This is a genomic window from Fervidibacillus halotolerans, from assembly GCF_026547205.1.
Lineage (GTDB): Bacteria > Bacillota > Bacilli > Bacillales > Caldibacillaceae > Fervidibacillus > Fervidibacillus halotolerans.
The window spans coordinates 2,347,468-2,363,262 of record NZ_CP106877.1 but is presented as its reverse complement, the minus strand read 5'-3'; the positions used below and the strand labels follow the sequence as shown (position 1 = coordinate 2,363,262).

The following is a 15,795-nucleotide window of genomic DNA, read 5'->3' as shown; positions in this document are numbered from 1 at the left end:
AGGAGAGTATACTTTTCTACTGTAGAGAGAAATATGGGATGTAATTATAAGAGTACTAATTTTGAGTATCACATAAAATTTATTACATCAAAAAGATTTACTGTATCAGAATAAAGAGTATTTTAAGATAAACCATATTTTATTAATTAAAGAACTAAAAGCAGATAAAATCTTATCTTTTATTTCCTAAACGATGGTATATTATATATAAGAGGAATGGATAAAATGAAAAATAATTGTATTGAAAAATTTGAAATAACAAAAAGATCCTCCTTTAAAGCAAAGTTAATAGGTTTGTTTTTTTTTCTATCTCTTACCAGTGTATATGTGTTTCCCGATGTTTTAACAAATATGTATAAGCCCTTATTAATAATACTATTATTTTTTTCTATATTATTATTTGATGAAAGGTTAGAAATTAATGTAATTTCAGTAATTATAATCATTTCTATCACATATTATTCACTCGTTTTGTTAAATAATATGTCATTTATGAGCTTCACATCATATGCTTCGATAACATTACCTTTAATTATAGCTTTAATTTTATCGACCATTAAATTATCAATAAAAGATTTAAGAGTGATTATTAATTCTATATATTTAGGGGGCATAGTGTTTTCCATTTTCATTCTGGTTTCAAATCCAAATCTTACTCAGATGAGCGCTATTTATAGAACCGAGATTAAATATTTAAATTCAATCATTAATGCCAATGGAATACCATATTTTGTGATCCCTGCTGTACTAATAGGAATAAATAAGATAATCTTAAGTAAGAATATAAATAAAATTAAACATATAATGTATGTCTTTATTTCGATGTATCCAATTTTTTACAGTATGTCAAGAGGTGGATTTTTAGCACTCTTTTTGGGGATGTTATTTATTATTTTATATTATATTAAGCTTTATTTGAAAAAAAATAATATGATTAAAATTATAACATTAATATTATTAATTTGTACTATAGTATTAATGATATATCACATTTTGCCTCAAAAAATTAAAGCTAGATTATTTAATTTTTCTTCCTATGATTTAAATCATCGTGATTTTTTATGGGAACAAGCTATTTTGATGTCAAGGAATAACATTTTTTTTGGAAATGGATATACATACTATTGGGAGAAGACTGGTAATAATTATGGTGCCCATAATTTATACATTGATTTACTTGTATCGTCAGGAATAATTGGTGCTGTGCTAATGTTATTAATATTTATTACTATTATCTTGAAATCAAAAAAAAATCCCATAGCAGTTTCTTTTATAACAATAGCTTTTATAAATTCCATGATTGAATCAGGAAGGTCATATGGTTTTTGGATACCTCTCATGTTAGCTTTAATGATAATAAAAAATATATCAGATAAAAAGGTTGATTTAGCCGTTATATTTAAAGGAAGTTATAGAAAAAAATCAGAATTTAATTTAGAAATTCAAAAATAATCTAATGGAATTTTCATATTTAATAACAGTTTTTCTTTTCCTGGATGTAGTATAGATATATGGACACAACTTGGTTAAGTCATTAAAATTGAACTAACGAAAGGTCGTGTCCGAATTATGAGTCAAAAACGTTATAATCAAGAATTTAAACAAACAGTGGTTGAGCTTTATCGCTCAGGCACTCCGGTCAGTCAACTCTCTAGCGAATATGGTGTTTCTGAAGTAACGATTTATAAATGGATTAAGCAACTCTCTCCAATAGAAGGCGAACAAGAGTTAACTTTGGCTGATGTAGAAGCCATTCAAAGGGAAAATCTTCGACTAAAACAGGAGATCGAAATTCTAAAAAAGGCTATGACCATATTCGCGAGAAAATAGATGAGCAAGAACTGATTGACTTAATCATAGAAGAAAGCGAACATCATCCAATCCAAACGATGTGTCGTGTTTTAAAGATGCCTAAAAGTACGTATTATCAATCGTTTCATAAGAAGCCGAATCGCTATCATGTCGCCAACGAACAACTACTTGAACGAATTCGAGCAATCCATAAAGAAAGTAAGGGTCGTTATGGAGCCCCTAAAATCTTTGAAATACTTAAAAAAGAAGGCTATACAGGCAGTATCAATCGAGTTCAACGTCTGATGAAACGAGCAGGCATCAAATCTTGTATTATAAAAAAGTTTCGCCCAACACCAACACGAAAGCCAGTAGAAGAACGAGAAAATGTATTAAATCAAAATTTCACTACCACAACGATTAATGAAAAATGGGTAGCTGATATTACGTATATTCACACCCTTCGTGATGGCTGGTGTTATCTAGCGTCCGTTCTTGATTTACATACCAAAAAAGTAGTCGGATATAAATTCTCTCGCAAAATGACAACAGAAATTGTGCTGGAAGCACTTCAGAATGCCATTCAAGATCAAAAACCGGATGCGGGGCTCATCGTGCATACCGATTTAGGAACACAATATACAAGTGAAGCGTTTCAAGAACTTCTAAAAAAACATGAAATGATTTCGTCGTTTAGTCGAAAAGGATGTCCATATGACAATGCTTGTATTGAATCATTTCACGCCATATTGAAAAAAGAAGAAGTTTATCTAACCAAATACGAAAGCTTTGAGGCAGCGAGAATTGCGTTATTTCAATTTATCGAAGGTTGGTATAATCGCAAACGAATTCATGGAAGCATCGGTTATTTGACACCTGATGAATATGAAAAAATGTTCCGAATAGCAGCGTAAAACTTGGGGGTACAGAACATTTCCCCCTTCACATTTTTTGGCACAACATCCATGGGTTTATTTCTCCATGTCCAAGTAGGATGTCAAAGACTCTTTTCACTTTGACAACCTACTTGGGCGTGGAACAATCCATGAATGGTTGTTGTGTAAAAAACTTAATCTTTTTGTGTCCAGAAACTTGACGTAGATCCACTGAATTAATATATTTATACAATTTATTTAGGGATTAAAAAAAACATTATTGGAGATGAATAATGAAACCAGTAATTTCAGTAATTATTCCAGCGTATAATCGTGAAAATAAAATCCATATTGCACTAAATTCTTTGTTGAATCAAACTTTTCGTAATTTTGAGGTAATTATTGTCGATGATGGTAGTGTTGATCGAACTGCAGACGTAATTCAAAAATACACAAGAATTGATGCAAGGTTTAAGTATATTTTTCAGGAGAATAAAGGAGTTTCTAGTGCTAGAAATAGAGGAATAAAAGAAGCTAAGGGAGATTATGTTAGTTTTTTAGATTCAGATGATTTCTATGAAGCTACTTTTTTGGAAAAAATGTATTTGAAAATTAAAGAAAAAAAAGCTGACGTATGTTATTGTAGTTATTTAAATGTAACACCTAAAGGTAAATTTCCAACTAAAACAATTTTTAAAGAAGGTGATATTTTAATCGAATATGTTTTAGGAAAGATTAAAATTCATACAACTAGTTGGCTAATTAACAGGGATTTTATTATTTTGAATAATTTACGTTTTCCGATGAATATATCATGGGGAGAAGATATAGAATTCTTTAGTGAAGTTTTATCAAAAACCAATAAGGTTTGTTTTGTTAACGAACATCTAACAAACTATGTCCAAGAGGATAATGAGTCAAATTTATCATCATTTTCATTGGATAAATTAGATAAAGACTTTGAGTCAGTAAAAAGAATGTGTCAAAAACTTGAAGCTGATAAAAATCGCAAATTAAAGAAAGCTTTAATTAACTATCGTTTATCTGCTCTTGTTACATATAGATTATTACTGGCTATTAATAAAGGATATAATAGAAAGGAGATAATTAATTATTATGGAAAGTATAAAAATCATATATTAAAATTTAATTTTAACAACGGTTTACGTAGCTGGAAATTAAATTACAATAAAGTATTATTGATTTATAAGTTAAATAAATTAAAAATGTCATAATCTAATTAACTCTTTCCTTTTCTTTGTAGAATAATTGTAAGTTTATTCACATTTAAAAATGATATTTTGATTAAATCTAATTAATATTCCAATATATATTAAAGGAACCTTATCATGCGTACAAGAAGTTCAATTATTAATCTTTTTTTTGCTTTATCAGGGCAAATTATTGGGTTGCTGGTCAGCTTTTTTGCTAGAATGGTTTTTATTGAAATACTAGGTACTGAATATTTAGGACTTAACGGTCTTTTTACCAATATATTAAGTATATTGTCTTTAGTAGAACTGGGAATTGGCCCTGCAATTGCTTATAGTTTATATAAACCTCTGGCAGAAAAGGACGAAAAAAAAATAAAAGCCTTAATGAAGCTTTTCCAAAAGGCATATATAAGTATTGGAATCATTATATTATTTTTAGGGATTGGTTTAACCCCTTTTTTAGGATTTTTTATTAAATCGATTCCGGATATTCCACATATCCATTTTCTTTTTTTACTTTTTGTTGTGAATACAGCTATTTCCTATTTTTATTCATATAAACGCACATTAATCATTTCAGATCAAAAGCGTTATATAGCAACGATTTATCGGTATTCTTTCTTTATTATTTTAAATATTGTTCAAATCATTGTTCTGTATTTAACACATAATTTTATTTTATTTCTCATATCACAAATTGTTGCAACGTTTGTGGAAAATATTTTAGTTTCCAAAAAAGCTGACGAATTATATCCGTATTTAAAAGATAAACATGTACAAAAGATCGATAAAAATACCCTAACAGAAATTAAAAAAAATGTACGTGCAATGATTGCCCACAAACTTGGAGGAGTGGTTGTAACCACAACTGACAACCTCATTATTTCTAAATTTGTTGGGCTCATACAAGTTGGTTTATATTCGAATTACCAATTGATTTTAAATGCACTGAACATTATAACATCACAAATATTTTCATCCATTATTGCAAGTGTTGGGAATTTGGGAGTTACAGAAACTAATGAAAAGAAGAAATTTATCTTCCAGGTAACCTTGTTACTTAATTTCTGGGTTTTTTCTTTTATTACAATTTGTTTAGTTATTTTAATTAATCCATTTATTGAATTATGGGTCGGACAAGAATATGTATTAAATACTTATATAGTATTGATCATTATTCTAAATTTTTATTTAACTGGTATGAGAAAAGGGGTTCTTACTTTTAGGGATGCGTTAGGAGTATTTTGGTATGACCGACATAAACCGATTTTCGAATCAATTATTAATCTTACCGCTTCCTTGTTATTAGTACAGAAATTTGGAATGGTGGGAGTTTTTCTCGGAACGACGATTAGCTCATTAACAACTGTCTTTTGGATTGAACCCTATGTTTTGTATAAATATGGGTTAAAATCATCTGTTAGATCCTACTTTGGAAAGTATCTGTTTTATACATTCGTGACTATTATGACTCTTTTTATAACTTTTATTATAACAATTCCATTTAGGGAAGTTAACTTGGTAAATTTCCTTATTCAATTGTTTATTTGTCTTATCGTGCCAAATTTGATCTTTCTTGGCTTGTTTTATAAAACAAAGGAATTCCAATATTTATATAACATTATTAACAATTTTGTATTAAAAAGGATAAAAGAGAAATTGAAATTGTTAAAGTAAATAAACTAGGAGACCTACCTGTTCTCCTTTTTTATTTTGTAAGAGATAGTAAAATAGAAAAGGAAATGAAAACGGTGAAAAGATTGAAACAGGAAAAAATTTTAGTTACTGGTGGTGCAGGTTTTATTGGCGGTAACTTTATTCATAATTTCATCCGCACGAATCCGGACTACCATATCTTTAATTTAGATTTGCTAACATATGCAGGTGAATTACAGAAGCACCGGCATCTAGAAAACGATCGGAACTATACTTTCATACAAATGGACATTACAAATTTTGACGCAATCACTGAACTTTTTCAAAGGGAGAAATTCGACTACGTAATCCATTTTGCAGCGGAGACCCATGTGGACCGAGCGATTATCAATTCGGAAACATTCATCAAAACTAATGTGTTAGGAACGCAAAATTTGTTAGAGGCATCGAAGGAAATTGGAGTAAAAAAATTCGTCCATATTTCCACCGATGAAGTATATGGGGATTTGGCATATGATTCGACGGAGAAATTTTCCGAAATATCGCCAGTTCAACCGAATAATACATACAGTGCTAGTAAAGCCTCCGCTGATCTAATTGTTCAAGCTTACTATAAAACGTATGGACTTCCGATGAACATCGTCCGGTTTTCTAATAATTATGGTCCTTACCAATTTCCAGAAAAACTGATTCCTTTAACAATTATTCGTTTATTAAATGATGAAAAAGTGCCGATTTATGGTGATGGGAAAAACATTCGCGATTGGTTATATGTAAAGGACGCGTCGAGAGCTGTTGTCATCGTTTTACATAAAGGAATACCCGGTGAAATTTATAACGTTTCCGCAAATAACGAGAAAAGAAATATCGATGTTGTCCGAACCATATTGCAGGAACTCGGAAAAACGGAAAGCTCCATTGAATACGTTAAGGATCGTCCCGGCCATGACCGAAAATATGTGATGGATTCGTCAAAAATCAAATCCTTAGGATGGAGACCGAACACGAGTTTTGAACAAGGAATCAAACAAACGATTGCATGGTATCGCGAAAATAAAATATGGTGGAGCCCTTTGTTAAAAGGAGAATTAAATGACTTTTTTCAAAGACATTATACAAATTTGAAAAAAAGTGATGGAAATTTCACAAGTAAAGGATGATTGAAAATTGGCTATTTTAGTAACCGGCGGTGCAGGTTATATTGGCAGTCATACAGCAGTAGAATTACTCAACGCTGGCTTCGATATTGTCGTCGTCGATAACCTCGGGAACAGTAAAGAAGAAGCGATTAAACGGGTAAAGAAAATTACGGGGAGAGATTTCCCCTTTTATCAAGTAGATATTCGTAATCGTAACAGTCTAGAACAGATCTTTTCCACCCATCCCATTGATGCGGTTATTCATTTCGCAGGATTAAAGGCTGTTGGGGAATCGGTGGAAATGCCATTACAATATTATGAGAACAATATTACCGGAACCCTTGTTCTTTGTGAAGTTATGAAAACATATGATGTTAAACGAATGGTGTTCAGCTCTTCTGCCACCGTTTACGGAATGCCGGAGAAGGTACCAATTTCTGAAGATTTTCCATTGAGTGCGACGAACCCTTATGGTCAAACGAAATTGATGATCGAACAAATTTTACGAGATTTATATGTTTCAGATGCCCGTTGGAGTATTGCACTATTACGTTATTTTAATCCGATCGGTGCCCATTCGAGTGGACTAATTGGGGAAGATCCAAATGGGATTCCGAACAATCTCATGCCGTATATTAGCCAAGTAGCGGTTGGTAAATTGAAGGAACTCCGCGTATTCGGAAATGACTATCCGACTCCAGACGGAACGGGTGTTAGGGACTATATTCATGTGGTAGATTTAGCGAAGGGTCATATAAAAGCCCTCGATCAAGTAATGAAAACAACCGGCATCGATGCCTTTAACCTTGGAACCGGAAAAGGGTATAGTGTTTTAGAAATGGTTGCTGCGTTTGAAAAAGCTTCCGGGAAAAAAGTACCGTACCGAATTGTCGATCGGCGGCCAGGGGATGTGGCAATCGTATATGCTGATCCGACGAAGGCGAGGGAACAACTCGGTTGGAAGGCGGAAAAAGGATTGGAAGAAATGTGCCTTGATACATGGAGATGGCAAGTCAATAATCCGAACGGGTATAACTAGATTCGTGCCGAAGAAACGGCAAAAAACACGCAAGAATTGGATATAACTAGATTTCCTTGAGAAATGTAAAAAGTATGGGGATTTTCCTTTTGTGGGAATCCCCATAAATGGTTCAAATCGATTTTCCTCTTATATGAAGGATCCATAGGTTTTTCGTTCTGCGTAACTTGCACGTTTTTGAACTTGGCCCACATTTTACACAATGTTTCCCATGGGTTTATCCAGCTAAGGAGTTTTCAAAATAAGATTATTTATAAGTGTTGGTCAGTTTTACATTGACTGGCCCCCTTTTGTTGTTTCTGTAGACCTATCCTTTTTTACGTTGATCCGCACAGATTTTTTTACTAAGGCATGCGTGCGCTTTTTTTTTACGCGTTTTTTAAGTTTTGCCGGTACCAAGTATTGCACGGACACTATGCTCCGCCACATTTTCCAACTCGGCAAACTCGTTTTGCCGATACTAAGTATTGCATGGACCTGTTTTTTCAACAATCATTTCATACACGCTCTTACCTCACCTATGTTGATTTGTAATTTTGAATCAATCATATCATTCATAAAATGCTCGGCTCATCTGTACTCCTTTCAAGCGTTTTCTGCACCGAGTAGTCTTTTTGAACAAGTACGTTCTATGTTCACTCCCATTTTTCATAAAAATACATTTGTATGGCTCCAAATCCACTGGAAATACATATGATTTTGTGAAACCATTTTTCAAAATTTTCGAAAATAGATGTTTTCATTGATTGGGAATACCTTTTAAGGGGAAGGGGTTGGAGAAAATGTCAAAACAAAATAAAACCGATTGTTTCAAAGAAGTATTGTTATCTTCCTACCGCGAAGCATACACGAACCAAAATCTCACAGTACAAGACCTCCTCAACCAACTCATCGACAAGCTCAAAAAACTGAGGGAAGAAGAACGCTGTTAATCTCCAAGCATTTACATTCTACCAATAAAAAAATGACCGAGGTAATGCGGATTGTTCAGGTTTCTCCAAACTTATTTACATTCTACTAATAATAAAAATAAACAGGATTTTTGGAAAATCGTGTCGAATAGTTTAATTGATTAATGCTTTTCACCACCGTTTAATTTTCTGCTTTTTGGTATACCGATAGCAAGTTATAAAAGGACGGTGTGCTTTATTGAGGAGATTTTCACAGGGCAGTTTGGCGGACGTGTACTTTATTTTTGCAGATGATGTTTATGAACAAAAAATCACTTTACAAACATTCAAAGCATTAATTAATTTTTATGCTTTGCTTTATGATCGGATCGTTATACCTGATTCTTTTTTTATAAATAATCGTCACCTTTTGAAATTCCTTTCTGAGCCGTCTGGAATAGCTTATGTCAATAAAGGAATCATTGTGCCATCTGTGAGAGAAGAAATTAACAGCTTATTTGATATTTACTTTTATTTTAAACAATCTAATACATTGAAGGAAAAGTGGGTTTCGGAAAAAGACTTGTTGAATGTAATCGAACGGGTGAATCTTGAAAATTCGATTCGATGGAATAGGACGGAAATTGCCCACCATTTCACCGAAAACATTCAGGGGAATTTGGAGAAACTACATATTCATCCGAATGATAAACAGTTGTGGCTACAACTAATGATGGAACGCTATGGAGAGAGCCATTTAACAAGAAAGGGATTGTATTCATTAACGAAATCGATTGAATTTAACAGTCATTCATCGAAAGAGAAAATTATCCGATATATCGATCTTACATACAATTTCAATATTCCCCATTATTTACAATTATCGGCAGCTTATCCGGTCGATTTGCTTAAAAATGTCGACTCAATCACACCGGAACAAATTTTTTTAAATATTCGTCAATCAAAAAAACACATGGAAGCCATTGCAGATGAACAACATTTATTTTCATCCTTTTTTAACGAATACATATTAGCATCCCTTGATTTTGAACAAGTTCATCATTTGCGTTCACTGAAGGAGCATAAAAAACTGAAAAAACATTTAAGAAACGGTAATGATCATGAAGAAAAATTAAAAGATCTTCTTTTTGATTTTATTGATCAATACGATAAAGAACTCCCACGAATCGTATCCCGTGATATCAAGGAAAGGATAAAAAAGGAACAGCGGAAATTAACGATTCAACAATTTGGAACAGATATTTTGTCAGGTGAAGGTGTTAGTGTCGGTTCCAGTGGCTTAGCAACAATGATCGGAATAAGTGTAAGTGAAATTGCAAATATGGCTGGTGGTCGGCTGATTGGACATTTAATTAATATCGCATTAAGCCCATGGACCTCCAAAACAAAAAGAAATTTACGTAGGTTGGAAAAGGAAGGAGAACAAGTCATCAGAAAAATAGAAAAGGAAAATCCGAAACATATTTTTGATACTATTAAATCTTTTTCGTTAAATTCATTACAATGATAGATAGGCGGGAGACAGTGGAAAAAAAGATAATTTATAAAAATGATTATTTTGAAGTACATGTTCAACATAATATTCTTTCGTTAAAAAATAAAAAGGGTGGAGCGGCTATTTTGCCACTTACAAAGGAGGGTGAAGTTTTTTTTATCGAAATATACCGAGAACCCATCCATATGAAAGTATTGGAAATACCTCGTGGTTTTCAGGAAAAAGGTGAAAATCCTTTGGAAACGGCAAAAAGAGAATTGAAAGAAGAAATCGATGCGGTCTGTGAACAAATTGTTCCACTTGGATCGATGTATACAGATTCAGGTATTTCAGACAGTCAAATCCATTTATTTTTAGGGAAAAATACCATTTTAGCTTCTAATCGATTGCAAATTTCAGAAGGAATTACCCGTATTGTAAAAATACCTTTTGACCTAGCTTATAAAATGGCCCTTGAAGGGACTATTAAGGACTCTTTTACACTCGTTGCTTTAATGAGGAGTGCGAACATAATTAGGGAATGGAACCGGTGAATTCATCAATGAATCAACCAATTTCCCAGATTTATCGAACATTGATAAAAATGGAAAAGCATGGATTATTTTTTGGCGGACTGATTTTTCCTGTATCTAATAAGCTTGATTCGGGGAGTTTCAGGAAAAACTTGAGGAAAACGTAAGATGTTAATAATTATTACGAATCTCATATTTCTGCTATGATTACATTGTTAACATCTTTTAATTTTCCAAAGACTTTTTTTAGAATTAGTGTTCGATTAAACCTCACGCCGTTGGGCTTCGAGTTGAAAAACAGTAGTTTAGGCTACTGTTAAACAAATCGTTGCCCAAAGGTTTTTTGTTTGGGAACCGAAATCAAAACAAAAATGGAGGGAGAAAAGTATGAAAAAGTTTGGGTTATTGGCAATCGCAACAGTCTTAATGGTTACTACATTCTTTTCACCAGTGTCTGCAGATGCCGCTGAGAAAACAACGTTTAAGGATATTAAAGGACACTGGGCAGAAAGTGCTATTTACGAAATGGTCGAACAAGGAATCATCAACGGATTCCCTGATGGTACATTTCGACCAAATGATCCTGTGACTGTGGGTCAATTTTTAAAAATGATTTTCATGGCTGTATCCGAAGAACAAGCAAATGGGGACCGTTATTGGAAAAGTGAAATCTATAATAAAATGGATGCTTACAGTCGCTATGTCATCGATTATGGGAGTCCAGGGTTTGACTTTAAAAATGCGACGCAAGGATACTGGGCGCAACCATTTGTTGAACAAGCAGATAATATGGGCATAATCAATGAACATGAACGGTGGTCCAGATGGAATGATGACTATACAACCCCATTAACGAGGGAAGATGTATCTTATCTTGTAAATCAATCAGTTAAGAATCTCCTTTCAGAAATTCCGGAAGAATGGAATTACGCTCTACTAGCTAAAACAGAAATAAAAGATTTAGACAAAGTCAAGCATCAATATCAATCTATTCTTCAAGTGTATACAAAAGGGATTATGATTGGCTTAGGAAACAACATATTTGGAGTCAATAAACCGGTGACAAGAGCCGAAGCGGTTACTGTTTTAAGTCGAATGTTAGACAAATCAAAACGGAAACCGTTTAATCCTGATCTCTCCGCTTTACCTTATGTAAATTGGCCTTATGCCAACGGAGAAGTGAAACCAGTAGTTTTCCCTACTACGGAAATGAAAAAAGCTTATGAGGTATTAATCACAAATAAAGACAAATCCAAAGGATTTACAACATATTCTAATGCGGTATTAAAGTATTTATATTTTAAAGATCAAACAAGATACCAAGAAGAATTAGCAAGATTGAATGATATTCTAACGGCATTTGGTGCTCCACTTAGTGATTTTTCCGTTTCTTTTGATCCTAGCGGAAATTCCTATACTCTGATTGTCAGTACAGCAACAGGAGCTTGGGAACGACACAAAGAAGCGCTATTACCATTCTTTTCATATCTCTTCGATGATGACGTTACCCAGTTTATTGAACACCTTGAAAAGAATATAGAACCGGCTAAAAATGACAATTTGAAACGTTATCAAATTACTGTAAATGGGAAAAAAGTCATTTTTCAACCATCTATGAGTACCGAAATGTATTATATTTTCATTATCCCTTAATAGAAGGTGATAAAAATGAATGTTAGGAAACAAAATCACATACTGCCATTACCTTTGGGTATGGCAGTCCTTTTTCTAGTCATTGGAATTTTTTATTCTTTAACAAGTTATGGTGTAAATGCAAAGTCTAATGCATGTGCCTATACTGGACCCACACCCCCTTCTAATATTCAAGCATGTAATATAGATGGATACCCATTTAACTACGAGTTGTGGGAACAAACTGGAATTGTTGTATATGGTACATACAAAGATGTTCCAGGAAACGATTTTAAAAATGCCCATCAACCCGAAGGAACAACCGATACAATTTCTAATAAAGGGTTATTTAAAAAGGGCTATGGATATGTCGGAATGGATAGCAGTGGGAATTTGAAAGGTAACGGTGAATATCGTTATTTAGGTTTTGATGTAAATGGTGCTAAATATGAAAACATTTATTTTCCCAATGATGCTAATGTTGCAAATGCTGATTTATCTTAAAGAATATAGATGATTAAACCTTAACGTGTAAATTTATTATCTTCAAATATAGAATCTGAATGAAATTTATAAAATATGCTTTTGTCACAATTCGGCACGTTTTCGTTGCTTTTAGATGGGTTAAATACCGTTCATATAGAAAAAAGTAGTTCAATAATGAGGTTATGCTCAAAATGAACTACTCTCTTTTTTGGTTAAACGAAATGATCCAGCTTCAATTGCCGATTGATTATAAATGTATTTTAGAAAATTTAAGGATTCGTTTTTATGTTAATCATTAAGATTATTTTTTACTTTTGACCGTATCAACCTACATACACGAAATGATTTTTAAAAAACGATAACCCTCCCATCAAAAACGATATATATCTAATTACTATCTATCCGCTCTAAAATCGCATCAAATAAAACCCCGTTTAAATCCATCGTTTGAATTTATTTTTTTCATTAGAGGAAGGGAGGAAAGGGATTACACCAACTCCTCCAAAATCGCATCAAACAACATCTCACTCAAGTCCATCGTTCGCAATTGGCGGATGATTTTCCATTTGTCGTCCGTTTCATTCACGATTTTATAAATCCGATCTTTTAAAGGGAAGGAGATTTGTGCCCGATTCAACAATTGGAAGATCCCTTCTTTATAATCGTGTTCCGTCTTCATGATGTTTTCATCAACAATTTGCACCGCCAGTTTTGTTTTCACGTTCCAGTTTTCGACAATGAACGTATACGTATTTGTTTCTGTGTCGTATTGTCCTTTTACAGGAATCGTTTTTCCATCCACCTGTACCTTCACATGTTTCCAATCCTGTACGCCTCGGAAATGAATCCATATATTTCTTTTTTCTGGAATAACGGACCGATCCCCTTCTGCAGAATCAATAGTAAATGTTTTCTCTTCCCAATTCCATTCCATTTTTGTTTCCACAAAATGGCCCGTTTCGTATTCAAGGCTCATTCCGTCATCCTCGTATAAGGAGAACGTATTCGATTTACCAGGGAAGACGATAATTTCTAGCTCAGTCGGGTTTTCGATCGTATTTTTTCCCGGTTGATGTTTGGCTAATGGAACAATCGCCCCCTCTTTTGCGAAAATCGGTATTTGTTCGAGTCCCCGGAACAATTTCAGTTTGCCGCCACCTTTGTACATCCTTCCTGTGAAAAAGTCGATCCAATTTCCTTCAGGTAGCCAAAGGGTAACCGGTGCAAGTTGCAGGTCCCGATCGATTTTTTCTGTAACCGGTGCGACGATTAACTCGCTTCCGAAGAAATATTGGTTGGGCACTTCATAGGCTTCATTTTCCATCGGATACAAATAGTACATAGGCATCATAAGCGGATGTTCGTTACGGTGAGTACGCCAATTCATCGTATACAAGTACGGGACGAATTGATGGCGCAACCGCAAGTACTTTTTCATAATGTTGGAAATATGTTCCGGATATCGCCACGGTTCTTTTCCGTTAAAGGGACTGCTGGAACTATGAAGACGCATGATCGGACTGAACACACCGAATTGAAGCCACCGGAGTGCTAGTTCATCGTCCTTTTCCCCTTCAAAATGGCCCCCGATATCATGACTCCACCACGTATAGCCGATATTTGACGCAGTTGCGGTAAAATACGGTTGGAATCGGTAGGAATCCCATGAAATGACCGTGTCTCCGGAAAAACCGATCGGAAAGCGGTGACTGCCCACCCCTGCATAGCGGGATAAGATAAGCGGTCGTTTTCTTCGTTTTTGGAAATCCAAACTATGGAAATGGTTCAACAGCCAAAGGGGATCGGCACCAGGGATTTTACTCGTCGTCCCTTGTTGCCAGTCAATCCACCAAAAATCAACGCCTCTTTTTTCTTCTGGATGATGTAAAAATTTGAAATAGGCATCGCGAAATTTTTTGTCGGTAATATCAAAGGGAATCGGATGTTCTTTTTCCACATCGACCCCTAACGCCTTTGCCATCCGTTCATACATCTCTTCATGGGGTCTGACCCCGTCTGCGGGATGAACATTTAACGTAACATGCATTCCTTGATTATGAAGCCACTGTAAAAACCGGTCCGGATCTGGGAACAGTTCTTTATTCCACGTATAGCCCGTCCATCCGCTTCCATATTTTTCTGGAATATCGACAAGATGCCAATCCATGTCGATGACGCTTACGGAAAAGGGGATGTCTTCCTTTTGAAAACGGCGAATTAAGTTTTTATACGACTCTTCGTCGTACTTCCAATACCGGCTCCACCAGTTTCCGAGGGTGAAGCGGGGGAGTAGCGGGGTTGTGCCGGTTAATGTATAAAAATCCCGTAACCCGGCAAGATAGTCCCTGCCGTGGGCAAAAAAGTATAAGTCGACTTGTCCCGGCTCCCTCGGCAAAATTGTCTCCTCATTGGCCAGAATGCACGATTTGGAATCATCGATGATGGAAAAACCGTTTTTCGATTGGATCCCTTCTTCCAATGGTAGCGCCCCGTCCACTTGATCCAACGTTCGGGCCGTTCCTTTCAACGTTTCAAAGGGCTCACCATAATACCACCGGTTCCGATAATGACTGTAGTTGTTTTTCACATCGATCCATAAGGAGTGTTTGGAAAAGGGGCCGTACGTATAATACAAATGGAAATGGTCGGTAATAATCTCCAACTGATCTTGTCGCTCAACCACTTCGAACTTTGGCAACGGAAATTTCCGGTTAATGACCGTTTGGGTCGCCCGGTCTTCGAAAGTTCCATGTTCGGAATACTCCAGTCGAATCAATTTCTCTGTCAAAACGGTAAAGCGGTAATTTTTCCCTTTGATGATTGCCTTCTTCATGGCCTTTGGGTCATCTTCTTTTTTTCTCATTTTCATTCAAATCCCTCCTAACTATCTCTTGGGGTGGGTCGGGATTCCGAGTGGGTCAAGGTTCCGGTTCTCTTGGCCCACCGTTGGCCCACCAGGTTCCAGTCCCCCATTTTGGGGTTCCTGTCCCCATTATCCTTTTACGGAAGCGCCTGCAATTCCTTCAATAAATCGTTTTTGGAAGA

Annotated in this window: 12 protein-coding genes; 11 read left to right on the top strand and 1 reads right to left on the bottom strand. The window is 34.8% G+C overall.

What is annotated here, in order from left to right:
- Positions 1 to 216: 216 nt before the first annotated feature.
- The 11 genes from OE105_RS11115 (at position 217) to OE105_RS11065 (ending at position 12,768) form a co-directional block, all read left to right on the top strand.
- Complete coding sequence (locus OE105_RS11115) at positions 217 to 1,452, top strand: O-antigen ligase family protein (protein ID WP_275420246.1); 1,236 nt, start codon at positions 217 to 219, stop codon at positions 1,450 to 1,452.
- Between the two features lie 117 nt (positions 1,453 to 1,569).
- A protein-coding gene (locus tag OE105_RS11110) for an IS3 family transposase (protein WP_420842529.1) occupies positions 1,570 to 2,705 on the top strand; the annotation gives its coding sequence in 2 pieces (ribosomal slippage) (positions 1,570 to 1,804 and positions 1,804 to 2,705; 1,137 coding nt in all).
- 254 nt (positions 2,706 to 2,959) lie between these two features.
- Complete coding sequence (locus OE105_RS11105; protein WP_275420244.1) at positions 2,960 to 3,901, top strand: glycosyltransferase family 2 protein; 942 nt, start codon at positions 2,960 to 2,962, stop codon at positions 3,899 to 3,901.
- Positions 3,902 to 4,015: 114 nt separating this feature from the next.
- Positions 4,016 to 5,557, top strand: coding sequence for a lipopolysaccharide biosynthesis protein (locus OE105_RS11100; RefSeq protein ID WP_275420243.1), 1,542 nt, complete (start codon positions 4,016 to 4,018; stop codon positions 5,555 to 5,557).
- A gap of 83 nt (positions 5,558 to 5,640) precedes the next feature.
- Positions 5,641 to 6,696: a dTDP-glucose 4,6-dehydratase gene (gene rfbB, locus OE105_RS11095; protein WP_275422171.1), complete on the top strand. Its 1,056-nt coding sequence runs from the start codon at positions 5,641 to 5,643 to the stop codon at positions 6,694 to 6,696.
- A 7-nt stretch (positions 6,697 to 6,703) separates the two neighbouring features.
- Positions 6,704 to 7,714, top strand: coding sequence for a UDP-glucose 4-epimerase GalE (gene galE / locus OE105_RS11090; protein WP_275420242.1), 1,011 nt, complete (start codon positions 6,704 to 6,706; stop codon positions 7,712 to 7,714).
- Positions 7,715 to 8,496: 782 nt separating this feature from the next.
- Entirely contained in the window at positions 8,497 to 8,646 is a 150-nt protein-coding gene (locus OE105_RS11085; RefSeq protein WP_275420241.1) for a hypothetical protein, read from the top strand.
- Between the two features lie 217 nt (positions 8,647 to 8,863).
- Complete coding sequence (locus OE105_RS11080; protein WP_275420240.1) at positions 8,864 to 10,132, top strand: hypothetical protein; 1,269 nt, start codon at positions 8,864 to 8,866, stop codon at positions 10,130 to 10,132.
- Between the two features lie 17 nt (positions 10,133 to 10,149).
- Positions 10,150 to 10,653, top strand: a complete 504-nt coding sequence (locus OE105_RS11075; RefSeq protein WP_275420239.1) for an NUDIX hydrolase — start codon at positions 10,150 to 10,152, stop codon at positions 10,651 to 10,653.
- 366 nt (positions 10,654 to 11,019) lie between these two features.
- On the top strand, positions 11,020 to 12,285 hold the full coding sequence (locus tag OE105_RS11070) for an S-layer homology domain-containing protein (RefSeq protein ID WP_275420238.1): 1,266 nt from the start codon (positions 11,020 to 11,022) through the stop codon (positions 12,283 to 12,285).
- A 15-nt stretch (positions 12,286 to 12,300) separates the two neighbouring features.
- Positions 12,301 to 12,768 carry an Athe_2463 domain-containing protein gene (locus OE105_RS11065; RefSeq protein WP_275420237.1) on the top strand — a complete coding sequence of 156 codons (468 nt, stop codon included), beginning with the start codon at positions 12,301 to 12,303 and terminating at the stop codon, positions 12,766 to 12,768.
- A 469-nt stretch (positions 12,769 to 13,237) separates the two neighbouring features.
- Here the strand turns inward: OE105_RS11065 and OE105_RS11060 are convergent, their stop codons facing one another.
- Positions 13,238 to 15,619: a glycoside hydrolase family 31 protein gene (locus OE105_RS11060; protein ID WP_275420236.1), complete on the bottom strand. Its 2,382-nt coding sequence runs from the start codon at positions 15,617 to 15,619 to the stop codon at positions 13,238 to 13,240.
- Positions 15,620 to 15,795: the final 176 nt, after the last annotated feature.

What these genes read in the sequence shown, in the direction of transcription:
- OE105_RS11115 (WP_275420246.1), top strand. Translation starts at nt 217, where the DNA reads ATGGATAAAATGAAAAATAATTGTATTGAAAAATTTGAAATAACAAAA.
- OE105_RS11105 (WP_275420244.1), top strand. Translation starts at nt 2,960, where the DNA reads ATGAAACCAGTAATTTCAGTAATTATTCCAGCGTATAATCGTGAAAAT.
- OE105_RS11100 (WP_275420243.1), top strand. Translation starts at nt 4,016, where the DNA reads ATGCGTACAAGAAGTTCAATTATTAATCTTTTTTTTGCTTTATCAGGG.
- OE105_RS11085 (WP_275420241.1), top strand. Translation starts at nt 8,497, where the DNA reads ATGTCAAAACAAAATAAAACCGATTGTTTCAAAGAAGTATTGTTATCT.
- OE105_RS11070 (WP_275420238.1), top strand. Translation starts at nt 11,020, where the DNA reads ATGAAAAAGTTTGGGTTATTGGCAATCGCAACAGTCTTAATGGTTACT.
- OE105_RS11065 (WP_275420237.1), top strand. Translation starts at nt 12,301, where the DNA reads ATGAATGTTAGGAAACAAAATCACATACTGCCATTACCTTTGGGTATG.
- OE105_RS11060 (WP_275420236.1), bottom strand. Translation starts at nt 15,619, where the DNA reads ATGAAAATGAGAAAAAAAGAAGATGACCCAAAGGCCATGAAGAAGGCA.